This is a genomic window from Piscinibacter sp. PDB1-1, from assembly GCF_056675995.1.
In genome coordinates this window covers 602,794-617,222 of sequence record NZ_JBWVZJ010000001.1, presented here as the reverse complement: position 1 = coordinate 617,222, position 14,429 = coordinate 602,794, and the positions used below count along the sequence as shown (strand labels likewise).

Genomic DNA, 14,429 nt, shown 5'->3' with positions numbered 1-14,429 from the left:
CGAAGAGCTGGGCCTCTGGCCCAGCACGGCCTGCCGGGCAGGAGCGGAGCGACTGGGTGGCGGTCATTCTCATGCGGCCCTCGCGATGCGGCCCGTGGAGAGGGCTTCCATGATCCGGTCGCGCGGGCCATCGGCCACGATCTTGCCGCCGTCGATCACGATCACACGCGTCACGAGCGACAGCAGCGAGGTGCGGTGCGTGACCAGCACCACGGTCTTGTTGTGCGCGAAGTGGGTGATGTTCTGGGTGATCTGCGCTTCGGTGGTGAAGTCCATCGCGCTGGTGGGTTCGTCGAGCAACAGGATGGGCGCGTTGTGAAGCACGGCGCGGGCGATCCCGATGCCCTGGCGCTGCCCGCCCGAGAGCGATTCGCCCCGCTCGCCCACCGGCATGTCGAAGCCGCGCGGGTGCCGGTTGATGAAGCTCGACATGCCCGCCAGTTCGGCCGCTGCCACGATCGCGGAATCGTCGGCGTAGGGCAGGCCGAAGGTCACGTTCTCGCGCAGGGTGCCGTAGAAGAGCGTCACGTCCTGCGAGACGTAGCCCAGGTTGCGCCGCACGTCTGCCGGGTCGAGCTGCCGCAGGTCGATGCCGTCGAGCAGCACCGCGCCTTCGGTCGGTTGGTATAGGCCCATGATGAGCCGCTGGATGGTCGATTTGCCCGAACCCACGCGGCCGATCAGCGCCACGCGTTCGCCGGCGGTGATCTTGAAGCTCAGGCCGTCGAGTGCTGAATCCTGCCGGTTGGGGTAGCTGAACTTGACGTTGCGGAACTCGATGTCGCCGCGCAGCAGGGGGCGCTGGATGAAGTTGCCGCCCACCGGCCGCTCGACGGGTTTCTCCATGATCTTGTCGAGCGATTCGAGCGCGGTGCGTGCGCCCTGGTACTGCATCAGCAGGGCCACGATCTGGCCTGCGGGGCCGAGCGCCCGGCCGGCGAGCATCGACGCTGCGATCAGCGCGCCCATCGTCAGCTCGCGGTGGCCGATCAGGTAGACGCCGATGATCACGATGGACACCGTGACGGCCTGCGACAGCCAGCCGGTCAGCGATGTGGCGGTGGACGACATCTCGCGCATCTTCACGTTGGTGCGCGAGAGGAAGATGTTCGCGCGCTCCCACTTGGCTTGCACCACGCTTTCGGCGCCCAGCGACTTGATGGTCTCGATGCCGGTCAGGCTTTCGACCAGGGTGGCGTTGCGCTGCGCGCTGGCCTGGTAGGTGGTCTGGGCCAGCTCGTGCAGGCGGTACTGCAGCACGTAACCCATGATGAGTATCAGAGCGAAGCTCACCACCACGGGGATCGCCAGCCAGGGAGAGATCCATGCAAGCACCAGGATGAAGATCAGCGCAAAGGGCAGATCGATCAGTGCCGTGACGGTGGACGATGCGATGAAGTCGCGCATCTGCTCGAAGCCCCGCAGGTTCGATGCGAACGAGCCCACTGACTCGGGCCGGTTCTCGAGCCGCATGCCGAGCACCTTTTCCATCAGGCGCGAGGAGATCTGCACGTCGATGCGCGCGCTCGCCTCGTCCACGAAGTGGCTGCGCAGGCTGCGCATGAACACATCGGCGCACATGATGAGCACCACGCCGACCGACAGCGCCCAGAGTGTCTCGGTCGCGTTGTTCGGCACCACGCGGTCGTAGACGTTCATGCTGAACATCGGGAACACGAGACCGAACATGTTGATGAGCAGCGCGGCCCAGAGCACGTCGCGGTAGACGAATCGCTGGCCGACCATCGCGCCCCAGAACCAGTGCTTGACCTTGACGTTGCGTACTTCGGGCGTGCGCGCATCGAAGCGGAAATGAGGGCGCACGAACAGCACCACACCGGTGTAGAGCGCCGCCAGTTCACCTCGGCCGATGCTGACCGTGCCCTGGCCGGTCTCGGGCAGCAGCACGCGGGCGATCTCGCCACCGGCCTCCCAGCCCATCAGCACGCAGGCCTGGTTGTCTCGCAGGACCAGGATCGCCGGCAGCGAGGCCGCGTTGATCCGGTCCAGCGACAGACGCTGCAGCTTGGCCGACATGCCGGCGCGCGAGGCGGCGCGCTCGGCCAGATCGAGCGTGAGCAGGCCCTTGCCGTTGTTGCCCAGCGGCAGCCCCGCCGACAGCGAAGCTCGCGAGGCCGCCTGGCCGTGCAGGCGGCACACCTCGACCAGGCAGTCGAGAAGCGGGTCGGGGTTGATGAGGTCTTCGCGCAGGTGCGTGGTGGCACCGCCTGCAGCAGCGGCTTGCGAAGGGTGGGGTCCAGGTCCGGTATTGGGCATCGTGTGGGGTGTGTTCGCTCAGGCGATGTCGCCACAATGCAGACCAAAGCAGCCTTGCCGCCGGTCCTCGAAATAGCTCTTGAGGGTTTCGCGCACAGTACGGAAGGCGAGTTCTTCCCATGGGATCTCGTCTTCAGCAAAAAGCCGGACCTCGATGGTCTCGGGGCCGGGGTCGAATTCGGTGTCGAGCAGGCGCGCGCGGTAGAACAAATGCACCTGCCCGACGCGGGCCACGTTCAGCAGGCTGAACAGGCCTTGAAGCTCGATGCGGGCGCCCGCCTCTTCGACGGTCTCGCGCACGGCGCCTTCTTCGGTGGTCTCGCCGATCTCCATGAAACCTGCGGGCAGCGTCCAGAACCCGTGGCGCGGCTCGATGTTGCGGCGGCACAGAAGCACCTGTTCGCCCCACACCGGCACGGTGCCGACTACGTTCAGCGGGTTCTCGTAGTGGACCGTCGCGCACACCGTGCAGGTGGCGCGTTCGCGGTTGTCGTCGGCGGGGATCGTGTACTCCACTGCCGAGCCGCAGGCCTTGCAGTGTTTGAAGCTGCGTGGGGTGAACATCGGGGCAGTTTAGAGCGTGTGCGAGGAATGGGTGTAGGCGCAAGCCCTGCCTCGGCAACGTGTGTGCCCGCGTGGCATCATCGAATGCGTCTGCCCACCCTGGAGTCGCCGCCGATGACCTACGTGCTGCAAGTGCCCCGCACGCCCGCCGTGCCTGTTGCCGGCACCGAGCCGGGGGCTCAGTTCCCTGTCCACCGCATCTACTGCGTCGGCCGCAATTACGTCGACCACGCCATCGAAATGGGACACAGCGGGCGCGAGCCGCCGTTCTTCTTCATGAAGCCGGCCGACGCCGTGCTGCCCGTGGCCGAGGGCGAGGTGGGCGAGATGCGCTACCCGAGCCTCACCCGCGACCTGCACCACGAGGTCGAGCTGGTGGTGGCCATCGGCAAGGGCGGGCGAGACATCCGCGCGGCCGACGCGCTGAGCCATGTATGGGGTTACGCCGTGGGCCTGGACATGACCCGGCGTGATCTGCAGGGCGAGGCCAAGAAGCTCGGCCGCCCCTGGTGCATTGGCAAGGGCTTCGATCAATCAGCGCCCATCGGCCCGGTGCGCCCGGCGGCGCAGTGCTATGTCAACTCGGCCACGCGCATTGCGCTCGACGTGAACGGCACGCCCCGGCAGGGCAGTGTCATCGGCAAGCTGATCTGGAGCGTGCCCGAGATCATCGAGCAGCTCTCGACCGCGTGGGATTTGGCGCCCGGCGACCTCATCTTCACCGGCACGCCCGAAGGCGTGGCTGCGGTGCTCGAAGGCGATGTGCTGCATGCCCGCATCGACGGTGTGGGCACGCTGCAGGTCAAGATCAGCGCCAACTGAGCGGCCTGTCTTGAAGCTCTACAACTACTTTCGCTCGTCGGCGTCGTTCCGCGTTCGCATTGCGCTGGCCTTGAAGGGCCTGAGCTACGACTATGTTCCGGTGCACCTGGTCAGGAGCGAGCATCTCAAGGCGCCTTACGACAAGTTCCTGCCAGCGCATCTGTTGCCCGCGCTCGAAGACGGCGGCGAGCTTCTCACGCAGTCGCTCGCGATCATCGAGTACCTGGACGAAACCCACCCCGAACCGCCGTTGCTGCCGGCAGATGCCTTGGGGCGCGCCAGAGTGCGGGCCTTGTCGCTCGACATCGCCTGCGAGATCCACCCGCTCAACAACCTGCGCGTGCTGCGCTATCTCGTGCACGAGATGAAGCTGAGCGAGGAGCAGAAGAACGCCTGGTACCGGCATTGGGTCGAGTCGGGTCTGGAGACGGTGGAGCGCCAACTCGCCGCCAACCCTGCCACTGGCCGCTACTGTCACGGAGACACGCCCACGATGGCCGACGTGATCCTGGTGCCGCAGATCTTCAATGCCCAGCGCGTGGACTGCCGCACCGATCACGTCCCCGAGGTGATGCGCGTGTTCGACGAGTGCATGAAGCACGAGGCGTTCAAGGCGGCGCAGCCCTCGGCGTGCCCCGATGCAGCCTGATCCAGACTGGCTGAGGGCCGATTGGCGCCAACCCGGCGTCGCGAGCCTCATGAGCACGCGCTCGGGCGGCTGCAGTGCAGCCCCGTGGGACAGCATGAACCTCGGGGTCGCCGTGGGCGACGACCCGGCTCACGTGGCGCACAACCGCGCGCGGTTCGAGCAGGCGCTCGGCGGCGCGCGCCCGGTATTCATGAAGCAGGTGCATGGCACGCGCGTGCTGCGCCTGGTCGAGGCTGACCTCGGCCGGCCCGTTCAAGAGGCCGACGCCTGCATCACCACCGAGGCCGGTTTGGCATGCACGGTGCAGATCGCCGATTGCATGCCCGTGCTGCTGTGCGGCCCTGGCGTGGTGGGGGCCGCGCATGCGGGCTGGCGAGGCCTGGCCGGTGGCGTGATCGAAGCTACGGTGCGGGCAATGTGCGATGCAAGCGGCTGCGCCTCGAGCGAGATCGACGCCTGGCTCGGAGCTTGCATTGGCCCTGCATCGTTCGAAGTGGGGGCCGATGTTCTCGAAGGTTTCAATGCCGATCCGGCGCAGGCCGATGAGCTGCGCTTCAAGCCCTTGCGGCCCGGCAAGTGGCTTGCGAACCTGCCGCTACTCGCGCGTGACCGCCTGGCCGCGCTGGGCGTGGGGCAGGTCACGGGTGGCCAGTGGTGCACCGTCGGTGACACCCACGGCGGCCGCTCAAGGTTCTTTTCGTTCCGACGCGATGGCATCACCGGCCGCATGGCCGCTGCCATCTGGCGAACCTGACGCCGCCTCGGCCGACGCATCGGCCTGCGCACGCTCGGCGGCCTTGCGGGCGCGGTGCCGCATGGGCGCGCCCATCACGTACAGCACGATCGACAGCGGCAGCACGCCGTACAGCATCAGCGTGAAGAAGGCGCCCAATACCGTGCCGACGGGGCTCATCGCTTCGGCGGCCGCCATCATCACAACCACGAACATCCAACCGATGGCCACGAGATACATTTTTGTTCTTTCACCCGCCTGATCATGAAAGTGACGCAGGCTGCGGCGCACACTGTAGCGTTGCCGGCACCGCCAATACGAGCCCGCAAGGAGACACATGAGCAACAAGACAACGAGTGAACGCCCGGCGGCGCAGGCCTACGGTTCAACGGTGGGTGTCGCGTTCAAGGCCCTGACCGATCTGAACCTGCCATTCCCGGCCCTGAGTGAAGTGCAGGGCGAGTACCTCAGGGAGGCGACCGAGCTCTGGAACCGGGTGGTCAACCCGGCCAAGGCGGCGTCGGCCAAGCCGAACCTCGAAGACAAGCGCTTTGCCGACCCGTCGTGGGCGAGCAACCCCATGTCGGCATTCAACGCCGAGCTGTACCTGCTCAACGCACGCACCCTGACCCGGTTGGCCGAGAGCCTGCAGGGCGACGAGAAAACGCGCCAGCGTGTGCGCTTCGCCGTACAGCAGTGGCTGGCCGCGGCCTCGCCGAGCAACTACCTCGCGCTCAACCCCGAGGCCATGGGCTTGGCCATGAAGACGCAAGGCGAGAGCCTGTCGCAGGGCATCAAGCACTTGTGGCAAGACCTTCAGCAGGGGCACCTGTCGCAGACGGACGAATCGGTGTTCGAGGTGGGCCGCAACGTGGCCGTCACCGAAGGCAGCGTGGTCTTCGAGAACGAGCTGTTCCAGCTCATCGAATACAAGCCCACCACCAAGACCGTCTACGAGCGGCCACTGCTGATGGTGCCGCCGTGCATCAATAAGTTCTACATCCTCGATCTGCAGCCCGAGAACTCGCTCATCCGCCACGCGGTCGACCAGGGGCACCGGGTGTTCGTGATGAGCTGGCGCAACCCTGACGAGAGCATCGCCCGCAAGACCTGGGACGACTACATCACCGAAGGCCCGCTCGCGGCGATCGGTGTGGTGCAGGGCATCACCGGCGCCAAGACGATCAACACGCTCGGCTTCTGCGTGGGGGGCACCATCCTCGCTACGGCGCTGGCCGTGCTAGCCGCCCGCGGCGAGAAGCCGGCCGCCAGCATGACCCTGCTGACGACCTTCCTGGACTTCACCAACACGGGTGTCCTCGATCTCTTCGTCGACGAAGCCATGGTGCAGATGCGTGAGCTCACGCTCGGCCCCGACAGCGCGGGCGGCGGCAGCCTGCTCAAGGGCCAGGAGCTGGCCTCGACCTTCAGTGCCTTGCGGCCCAACGACCTGGTCTGGAACTACGTGGTGGGCAACTACCTCAAGGGCGAGACGCCGCCTGCCTTCGACCTGCTCTACTGGAACAGCGACAGCACCAACCTGCCGGGGCCGATGTACTGCTGGTACCTGCGCAACACCTACCTCGAGAACAACCTCGTCAAACCGGGCAAGACCAGCGTGTGCGGCGTGCCGGTCGATCTGGGGCGCATCGCCACACCCACGTACGTGTATGGCTCCAAGGAGGACCACATCGTCCCGTGGGACGGTGCCTACCGCAACACGCAGGTGCTCAAGGGCGCGAAGTGCCGCTTCGTGCTCGGCGCTTCGGGGCACATCGCAGGGGTCATCAACCCGCCCGCCAAGAAGAAGCGCAGCCACTGGATTGGCGGCGCCACGCTGCCGGCCACGCACCAGGCGTGGATCGAGAAGGCGACCGAGACAGCTGGCAGCTGGTGGCCCGACTGGGACGCATGGCTCAAAGGCCATTCCGGCAAGCAAGTGACTGCGCCCAAGTCACCCGGCAACAGACAATACAAACCGACCGAACCCGCACCGGGGCGTTACGTCAAGCAGAAGGCCTGACGCAAGCCGGCCCGCTTCCTGCAGAGACCTCTCACACCCAGACCCGACAAACAGGAGAACACCATGACTGACATCGTGATCGTTGCAGCCTCCCGCACCGCCGTGGGCAAGTTCGGCGGCAGCCTCTCCAAGGTGCCCGCGCCCGAACTGGGCGCCGCCGTGATCGCCGACCTGCTCAAGCGCACCAAGCTCACAGGCGACCAGATCAGCGAAGTGATCCTGGGCCAGGTGCTCACCGCCGGCTCCGGCCAGAACGCCGCGCGCCAATCGGTCATCAAGAGCGGCTTGCCCCAGTCGGTGCCCGCCCTGACGATCAACGCCGTGTGCGGCTCGGGCTTGAAGGCCGTGATGCTCGCGGCCCAATCTATCCGCGACGGCGACACCGAGATCGTCATCGCCGGTGGCCAGGAGAACATGAGCCTCGCGCCCCACGTGCTGCCCAACTCGCGCGACGGCCAGCGCATGGGCGACTGGAAGCTCGTCGATTCGATGATCACCGACGGCCTGTGGGACGTGTACAACCAGTACCACATGGGCATCACGGCCGAGAACGTGGCCAAGAAGTACAGCATCAGCCGTGAAGCGCAGGACGCGCTGGCGCTGGCCTCGCAGCAGAAGGCGGTGGCCGCTCAGGACGCCGGCAAGTTCAAGGACGAGATCGTGCCGTTCGTCATCCCGCAGAAGAAGGGCGATCCGCTGGTTTTCGCGGCCGATGAGTTCATCAATCGCAAGACCAATGCCGAAGCGCTCGCGGGCCTGCGCCCGGCCTTCGACAAGGCCGGCGGCGTGACCGCCGGCAATGCCTCAGGCATCAACGATGGTGCCGCGGCGGTGCTCGTCATGACCGCCAAGAAGGCCGATCAGCTGGGCCTCACGCCGCTGGCGCGCATCAAGAGCTTTGCCACGGTCGCGCTCGATCCTTCCCTCATGGGCATGGGCCCGGTCCCGGCGTCGCAGCGGGCGCTGCAACGCGCTGGCTGGAAGCCGGCCGATCTCGACCTGCTCGAAATCAACGAAGCCTTTGCTGCACAAGCGTGCGCCGTCAACAACGAGATGGGCTGGGACGTGAGCAAGGTCAACGTCAACGGCGGTGCGATTGCCATCGGGCACCCCATCGGTGCATCGGGTTGCCGCATTCTGGTGACGCTTCTGCACGAAATGCAGCGCCGCAACGCCAAGAAGGGGATCGCCAGCCTGTGCATCGGCGGCGGCATGGGCGTTGCACTGACGGTGGAGCGCTGAGCCGCGGAATTGCACTGCTATGGGGGGAACCCGGTTGACCGGGTTGTCGCCGGGCGCGACGCTACAGAATCGAATCTTTAAAGGAGAAAAACAATGAGCAAGAAGGTCGCATACGTCACCGGGGGCATGGGTGGCATCGGAACCACCATGTGCCAGCGTTTGCACAAGGATGGTTTCACGGTCGTGGCCGGTTGCGGCCCGAGCCGCGATTTCAAGAAGTGGCTCGACGAGCAGAAGGCACTCGGCTACTCCTTCCACGCCTCGGTCGGCAACGTCGGCGATTGGGATTCCACGGTCGCTGCCTTCCAGCAGACCAAGGCCGAGCTGGGCCCGATCGACGTGCTGGTCAACAACGCCGGCATCACTCGCGACGGCATGTTCCGCAAGATGAGCCGCGCCGACTGGGACGCGGTCATCGAGACCAACCTGACCAGCCTGTTCAACGTGACCAAGCAGGTCATCGACGACATGCTCGAGCGCGGCTGGGGCCGCATCATCAACATCTCGTCCGTCAACGGCGAGAAGGGGCAGTTCGGACAGACCAACTACTCCGCGGCCAAGGCGGGCATGCACGGCTTCACGATGGCGCTCGCGCAAGAGGTGGCCAACAAGGGCGTGACGGTGAACACCGTGAGCCCGGGCTACATCGCGACCGACATGGTCAAGGCCATCCGCCAGGACGTGCTCGACAAGATCGTGGCCGGCATCCCGGTCAAGCGCCTGGGCACGCCGGACGACATCGCCTCCATCGTGTCGTGGGTGGCCTCCGACGAATCCGGCTTTGCGACCGGGGCCGACTTCTCGGTCAACGGCGGCCTGCACATGGGCTGATGCGGCGTCGCCCCGGCGCATGCCGGGGCCTGCTGCAGGCACGGCTTGCGACAATGCGGGGCCCGGCGATCGCCGGGACACCGCACCGATTGCATGTCTGCCACCTTTCACATTGCGTTCTACCGCTTCGCCGCGCTGCATGACCCGCATGCTGTCGCGGCGAACCTTCGCCTGCTCGCCGCCGATCTGCTGGGCAGCGTGCTGGTGGCGCATGAAGGGATCAACGGCGTGCTTGCCGGGCCCGCTGGCGCGCTCGACGCCTTCGAGCGCGGGCTGCAGCAAGACGTTCGTTTCGCCGGCATCGTTTTCAAACGCAGTGCCTGCCGCACGCCGCCGTTTGCGCGGTTGAAGGTTCACGTCAAACCGGAGATCGTGGCCGTGGGTGTGCCTGGCGGAGGGGCGTCGGCCGATACCCTCGTCGACCCGATAGCTTGGCGCGAGTTGATCGCGCGAGACGATGTGGTCGTGCTCGACAACCGCAACAGATTCGAGTACCGGCTGGGCCACTTCAGGAACGCCATCGACCCGGGCGTCACCAACTTCCGCGACTTCCCGCGCTACGTGCAGGCGCACGCAGCGCAGTGGCAGGCCGAAGGCAAGACGGTGGCGATGTACTGCACCGGGGGCATTCGCTGCGAGAAGACCAGTGCATGGATGCAGGGCCTGGGGCTGCGCGTGCGTGAACTCGAGGGCGGCGTCCTGAACTACTTTCAAAGCCTGCCCGATGCCGAGCGCGAGTGGGACGGCGAGTGCTTCGTGTTCGACAACCGCATTGCGCTCGACACGCGCCTGCAAGAGACCGACACCACGGCTGAACAGGTCTATGCCGATGAACCCGACGGCGAATGGCGTCTGCAGCGCGCACGGCGCCTCGATGCCGCCGGTTGACGAGGTGCGCGATGGCGTGGGTCGCAGTTGCGTGGCCCTGCCGGGGCATGGCGACTGGCCCACGCAGATCGATTTTCTTGCTCACCGCTTTCCGCAGATCGCGCGCAGCGAATGGCTGGCTCGGGTGGAAAGCGGTGACGTGGTCGATGAGTCCGGCGCGGCTGTTAGGCCAGAGTCGCCGTTTACCCCGCATCGCAAGCTGTACTACTACCGGCGGCTGGCCGCCGAGCCGCGCATTCCCTTTGACGAGGCGGTGCTGTACCAGGACGACTTCATCGTCGTGGCCGACAAGCCGCACTTCCTGCCCGTCACGCCATCGGGCCGCTACCTGCAAGAGACGCTGCTGGTGCGCCTGAAGCGCAAGCTCGGCATCGACACCTTGGCCCCGGTGCACCGCATCGACCGCGAGACGGCCGGCCTGGTGCTGTTCACGGTGCAACCCGCTACCCGGGGCCGCTACCAGGCGCTGTTTCGCGAGCGCGCGGCTGAAAAGCGCTACGAAGCCATCGCCCCCTGGCGGGCAGGCTTGCCTTCGATTTACCGCAGCCGCTTGGAAGAGGGCGATTCATTCATGACGATGCATGAAGCGCCCGGCGAGCCGAATGCCGAAACGACCGTCGAGCTGCTGGAGCGCCATGGCGCACTGGCGCGCTACGGCCTGCGCCCCTTGAGCGGCAAGCGACATCAGTTGCGCGCGCACATGGCGGCACTGGGCGTGCCCATCGTCAACGACCAGATCTATCCGACTCTGCAGCCCGAGGCCGCGGTGCCCGACTACACGCGGCCCTTGCAGTTGCTGGCTCGCTCGCTCGCGTTCACCGACCCGATCAGCGGCGAACTACGCCGATTTGAGAGCCGCCATCGCCTCGCCCATGCGGATGGCACCACCGGGCTTCCATGACGGGTTGAACTGCAGCGGCCCTTGCGGGAAGAGCATCACCACCGTGGAGCCCAACAGAAAGCGGCCCATCTCCTCGCCTTGCCTGAGCGTGATCTGCTGACCCTGGTTCGATTCAGGGTAGTGCCATTCACGCAGATGGCCGGGGCGCGGCGGGTTGACGACGCCGTGCCACACCGTCGCCATGCTGCCCACGATGGTGGCACCCACCAGCGCGAGCACGAACGGGCCGCCTGCCGTCTCGAAGACGCACACCACGCGCTCGTTGCGCGCGAACAGCCCCGGCACGCCGCGCGCGGTGGTCGGGTTGACGGAGAACAGCGCGCCCGGCACGTGAATCATCCGAGTCAGGCGGCCGTCGCAAGGCATGTGGATGCGGTGGTAATCGCGCGGGCTCAGGTACAGCGTGGCGAAATGACCGTTGTCGAAGCGGGTGGCCAGCGCGGCATCGCCGCCCACGAGCGCCGTGGTGGTGTAGCGGTGCCCCTTGGCCTGGAAGATCAGGTCGCGTTCGATGGCGCCGAACTGGCTGATGGCGCCGTCTACCGGGCAGGTGAGGTCGGCGTCGAGCAACGGTCGCGCGCCTGGCTTCAGCGCACGCGTGAAGAACTCGTTGAAGGTCGGGTAGCTGGCGGTGTCGGGGTTGGCCGCTTCGTTCATGTTCACGCCGTAGCGCTTCACGAACCAGTCGATCACCTGGGTGGTGAGCGTGCCGCCCTGTGCGCGGGCCGCCCGGCCAGCCAGGGCCGTGAGCGCCTGCTTGGGCATGAGGTATTGCGGCAGGACGGCGAGGCGGTCGGACAAGGCGGTCACCCAAGGTGAGGAAAGGGGCGGAATTCTAGCCAGCGGGCCTATATGGGTCAGGCGGAGATGGCGTCGAGCAGTTCGGTCTCGATCTCGATCTGGGCCCTGTTTTGCTGCAGGGCCGAGCCGTCGATCAGGAAGGTGTCTTCGACCCGTTCGCCCAGCGTCGTGATCTTGGCGAGTTGCAGGTTGATGCTGTGGCGCGCCAGCACGCGCGCGATGGAATAGAGCAGGCCCGAGCGGTCGCTGGCTGATACGCCCAGCAGCCAGCGCTGCCCGCGCTCGTCGGGCCGCAGCGTCACGCGCGGCGTGACGGGGAAGGACTTCACCCGCCGCGAGAGCCGCCCGCGCGAGGGTTCGTGCAGGGGCCCGTCGGCCTTGAGCGCGAGAGTGGCCTGCGTCTCGACCAGCGAGATCAGGTCGCGATAGTGCTGCTGATCGACCTGCGGGCTGATCACCTGGAAGGTGTCGAGCGCGTAGCCCGCGGTGGTGGTGTGGATCTTCGCGTCCAGGATGTTGAAGCCGGCGCTTTCGAAGTAACCGCAGATGCGGGCGAAGAGGTCGGTCCGGTCGGGCGCGTAGACGAGCACCTGCAAGCCCTCGCCGAGCGAAGACAGCCGCGCACGCACGATCGGTTCGGTGGTGCTGACGTGGCGGAACAGCGAGCGCGCATGCCAGGCGATGTCGCCCGCATCGTGGCGCACGAAATAGCTCAGCTCCAGCGTCTTCCACAGCGCCGTCTCGGTGTCGGGCAGCATCGAGTACAGGTTGAGCGTGTGCCGTGCTTCCTGCTTGCGGGCCTCGATCTCGGCGTCCAGGTTGGGCCGCGAGCCGCCCAGCGCACGCAGCGTGAGGCGGTACAGGTCTTCCAGCAGCTTGCCCTTCCAGGCGTTCCAGACCTTGGGGCTCGTGCCGCGAATGTCGGCGACCGTCAGCAGGTACAGCGCCGTCAGCCGGCGCTCGTTGCCCACCAGCTTGGCAAAGGACTCGATCACGTCGGGGTCGCTCAGGTCTTCTTTCTGGGCGATGCGCGACATGGTGAGGTGGCCTTTCACCAGGAACTCGATCAGCAGGGCGTCTTCGCGGCCGATGAGGTGATCGCGGCAGAAGCGACGCACCTCGAACGCGCCCAGGTCGGAGTGGTCGCCACCGCGGCCCTTGGCCACGTCGTGGAACAGGGCGGCCACGTACAGCACCCACGGGTCGTCGAAGGTGGAGGCTAGCTGCGAGCAGAACGGGTATTCGTGCGCGTGCTCGGCGATGAAGAAGCGGCGCACGTTGCGCAGCACCATCAGGATGTGCTGGTCGACCGTGTAGACGTGGAACAGGTCGTGCTGCATCTGTCCCACGATGCGGCGGAACACCCACAGGTAGCGCCCGAGCACGCTGGTCTGGTTCATCAGGCGAAAGGCGTGCGTCTGGCCTTCGGGCGCCTTCAGGATCTGCATGAAGGTGTCGCGATTGGCCGGGTCGCGGCGGAACTCGCTGTCCATCACCTCGCGGGCGTTGTAGAGCGCACGCAGCGTGCGCGCCGACAGGCCTTCGACCCCGTGCGACTGCTGGAAGACGAGAAAGGTCTCCAGGATCGTGTGCGGGTTGCGTTCGTACAGGTCGTCGCTGGCCACTTCGAGCATGCCGGCGCGGTCCAGGAAGTGCTCGTTGATCGGCCGCATCGGCGCATCCTGCGAGCCGTACACACGCTCCTCGATGTTGAGCACCAGGATCTGGTTGAGCTGCGCCACCGCCTTGGCGGCCCAGTAGTAGCGGCGCATCAGAACTTCGGAGACTCGCTGGCCCTTGGTCGCCTTGTAGCCGAAGCTCTCGGCCACCGCGGTCTGCAGGTCGAACACCAGCCGGTCTTCGCGCCGGCCCGCCACCATGTGCAACCGCGCGCGGATCAGCCGAAGCAGGCCTTCATTGCGCTGCAACTGCTTCACTTCGAAGGGCGTGATCAGGCCCTTGGCGGCCAGTTCGGTCCAGCTCTTGCCGAGGCCTGCAGCGCGGGCGACCCAGATCAGCATCTGCAGGTCGCGCAGGCCGCCCGGGCTTTCCTTGCAGTTGGGTTCCAGCGAGTAGGGCGTGTCTTCGTACTTCTGATGGCGCTGGCGCATCTCGAGCGTCTTGGCGCGCAAGAAGGCCTTGGGGTCCATGGCTTCGTCGTTGGCGCGCCGGAAGGTGCCGAACAGGCGCCGCGATCCGCACAGGAAGCGCGATTCGAGCAACGCCGTCTGCACAGTCACATCACCCAGCCCCTCGGCCACGCATTCGTCGACCGTGCGCACGCTGGAGCCGATCTCCAGGCCGATGTCCCAGCAGGCGGTGATGAAGCCTTCGACGGAGGACTTGAGTGCGTCGTTCGACGAGCCCGCCAGCCGCGCGTTTGCCAGCGCGTCGCCGGGGGGCAGCAGCACGAGCACGTCGACATCGGAGTGCGGGTAGAGCTCGCCACGGCCGTAGCCACCAACCGCCACCAGCGCCGCGCCGGGGGGCATCATCGCGTGCTCCCAGAGCTGGTTCAGGGTCTGGTCGACGTGGCGTGCCAGTGCGCGCACGAGCCGCGCAGCCGCCGGTGCCGTTGCCCGCGACTGCCGGAAATGATCCAGCAGCGCTGCCTTGCCTTCACGAAAGCGAGCGCGCTGCTCGCTGATGCTTCGAACGCCTGCGGGAGGCGCCCCCGACTCCGGCACAGCGGACATCG

13 protein-coding genes are annotated in these 14,429 nt (G+C 66.5%); 8 read left to right on the top strand and 5 right to left on the bottom strand.

Translation table 11 applies throughout. The features are described 5' to 3' along the window. Positions 1-69: 69 nt before the first annotated feature. Both AC1KAR_RS02795 and AC1KAR_RS02790 read right to left on the bottom strand, forming a co-directional pair. The gene (locus tag AC1KAR_RS02795; protein ID WP_480314428.1) at positions 70-2,277 is read right to left on the bottom strand and encodes a type I secretion system permease/ATPase; all 2,208 of its coding nucleotides are present in this window, start codon (positions 2,275-2,277) and stop codon (positions 70-72) included. Positions 2,278-2,295: 18 nt separating this feature from the next. Continuing rightward, positions 2,296-2,841 carry an NUDIX hydrolase gene (locus tag AC1KAR_RS02790; RefSeq protein ID WP_480314427.1) on the bottom strand — a complete coding sequence of 182 codons (546 nt, stop codon included), beginning with the start codon at positions 2,839-2,841 and terminating at the stop codon, positions 2,296-2,298. 114 nt (positions 2,842-2,955) lie between these two features. Here AC1KAR_RS02790 and AC1KAR_RS02785 point away from each other — a divergent pair, with 114 nt between their 5' ends. Genes AC1KAR_RS02785 through pgeF form a run of 3 tightly spaced genes read left to right on the top strand, consistent with a single transcriptional unit; the run spans position 2,956 to position 5,066 of the window. Then, positions 2,956-3,663 (top strand): fumarylacetoacetate hydrolase family protein, encoded by a 708-nt coding sequence (locus AC1KAR_RS02785; protein WP_480317737.1) that lies wholly within the window; start codon positions 2,956-2,958, stop codon positions 3,661-3,663. A 10-nt stretch (positions 3,664-3,673) separates the two neighbouring features. After that, complete coding sequence (maiA, locus tag AC1KAR_RS02780) at positions 3,674-4,312, top strand: maleylacetoacetate isomerase (RefSeq protein ID WP_480314426.1); 639 nt, start codon at positions 3,674-3,676, stop codon at positions 4,310-4,312. A gap of 49 nt (positions 4,313-4,361) precedes the next feature. Continuing rightward, the gene (gene pgeF, locus AC1KAR_RS02775; RefSeq protein ID WP_480314425.1) at positions 4,362-5,066 is read left to right on the top strand and encodes a peptidoglycan editing factor PgeF; all 705 of its coding nucleotides are present in this window, start codon (positions 4,362-4,364) and stop codon (positions 5,064-5,066) included. Here pgeF and AC1KAR_RS02770 read toward each other — a convergent pair. Further along, positions 4,998-5,336, bottom strand: a complete 339-nt coding sequence (locus tag AC1KAR_RS02770; RefSeq protein WP_480314424.1) for a hypothetical protein — start codon at positions 5,334-5,336, stop codon at positions 4,998-5,000. The two genes, pgeF and AC1KAR_RS02770, sit on opposite strands and share 69 nt — an antisense overlap. Before the next feature lie 46 nt (positions 5,337-5,382). On the opposite strand from AC1KAR_RS02770, the gene phaC reads away from it, so the two are divergent. From phaC to AC1KAR_RS02745, 5 genes are all read left to right on the top strand, one after another. Then, a complete protein-coding gene (gene phaC, locus AC1KAR_RS02765; protein ID WP_480314423.1) occupies positions 5,383-7,068 on the top strand; it encodes a class I poly(R)-hydroxyalkanoic acid synthase in 1,686 nt (561 codons plus the stop codon). 63 nt (positions 7,069-7,131) lie between these two features. Further along, positions 7,132-8,310, top strand: a complete 1,179-nt coding sequence (locus AC1KAR_RS02760) for an acetyl-CoA C-acetyltransferase (protein ID WP_480314422.1) — start codon at positions 7,132-7,134, stop codon at positions 8,308-8,310. 93 nt (positions 8,311-8,403) lie between these two features. Beyond that, the gene (gene phbB / locus AC1KAR_RS02755; RefSeq protein WP_480314421.1) at positions 8,404-9,141 is read left to right on the top strand and encodes an acetoacetyl-CoA reductase; all 738 of its coding nucleotides are present in this window, start codon (positions 8,404-8,406) and stop codon (positions 9,139-9,141) included. A 93-nt stretch (positions 9,142-9,234) separates the two neighbouring features. Then, positions 9,235-10,029 carry an oxygen-dependent tRNA uridine(34) hydroxylase TrhO gene (gene trhO, locus AC1KAR_RS02750; RefSeq protein WP_480314420.1) on the top strand — a complete coding sequence of 265 codons (795 nt, stop codon included), beginning with the start codon at positions 9,235-9,237 and terminating at the stop codon, positions 10,027-10,029. Further along, the gene (locus AC1KAR_RS02745; RefSeq protein WP_480314419.1) at positions 9,971-10,930 is read left to right on the top strand and encodes a pseudouridine synthase; all 960 of its coding nucleotides are present in this window, start codon (positions 9,971-9,973) and stop codon (positions 10,928-10,930) included. Before trhO ends, AC1KAR_RS02745 begins: the two co-directional genes overlap by 59 nt. Here the strand turns inward: AC1KAR_RS02745 and asd are convergent. Both asd and AC1KAR_RS02735 read right to left on the bottom strand, forming a co-directional pair. Then, positions 10,868-11,731, bottom strand: coding sequence for an archaetidylserine decarboxylase (asd, locus tag AC1KAR_RS02740; protein ID WP_480314418.1), 864 nt, complete (start codon positions 11,729-11,731; stop codon positions 10,868-10,870). The two genes, AC1KAR_RS02745 and asd, sit on opposite strands and share 63 nt — an antisense overlap. A 56-nt stretch (positions 11,732-11,787) precedes the next feature. Further along, entirely contained in the window at positions 11,788-14,427 is a 2,640-nt protein-coding gene (locus tag AC1KAR_RS02735) for a [protein-PII] uridylyltransferase (protein WP_480314417.1), read from the bottom strand. Between the last annotated feature and the right edge of the window lie 2 nt (positions 14,428-14,429).

What these genes read in the sequence shown, in the direction of transcription:
- AC1KAR_RS02795 (WP_480314428.1), bottom strand. Translation starts at nt 2,277, where the DNA reads ATGCCCAATACCGGACCTGGACCCCACCCTTCGCAAGCCGCTGCTGCA.
- AC1KAR_RS02790 (WP_480314427.1), bottom strand. Translation starts at nt 2,841, where the DNA reads ATGTTCACCCCACGCAGCTTCAAACACTGCAAGGCCTGCGGCTCGGCA.
- AC1KAR_RS02785 (WP_480317737.1), top strand. Translation starts at nt 2,956, where the DNA reads ATGACCTACGTGCTGCAAGTGCCCCGCACGCCCGCCGTGCCTGTTGCC.
- pgeF (WP_480314425.1), top strand. Translation starts at nt 4,362, where the DNA reads ATGAGCACGCGCTCGGGCGGCTGCAGTGCAGCCCCGTGGGACAGCATG.
- phaC (WP_480314423.1), top strand. Translation starts at nt 5,383, where the DNA reads ATGAGCAACAAGACAACGAGTGAACGCCCGGCGGCGCAGGCCTACGGT.
- AC1KAR_RS02760 (WP_480314422.1), top strand. Translation starts at nt 7,132, where the DNA reads ATGACTGACATCGTGATCGTTGCAGCCTCCCGCACCGCCGTGGGCAAG.
- phbB (WP_480314421.1), top strand. Translation starts at nt 8,404, where the DNA reads ATGAGCAAGAAGGTCGCATACGTCACCGGGGGCATGGGTGGCATCGGA.
- trhO (WP_480314420.1), top strand. Translation starts at nt 9,235, where the DNA reads ATGTCTGCCACCTTTCACATTGCGTTCTACCGCTTCGCCGCGCTGCAT.
- AC1KAR_RS02745 (WP_480314419.1), top strand. Translation starts at nt 9,971, where the DNA reads ATGAACCCGACGGCGAATGGCGTCTGCAGCGCGCACGGCGCCTCGATG.
- AC1KAR_RS02735 (WP_480314417.1), bottom strand. Translation starts at nt 14,427, where the DNA reads ATGTCCGCTGTGCCGGAGTCGGGGGCGCCTCCCGCAGGCGTTCGAAGC.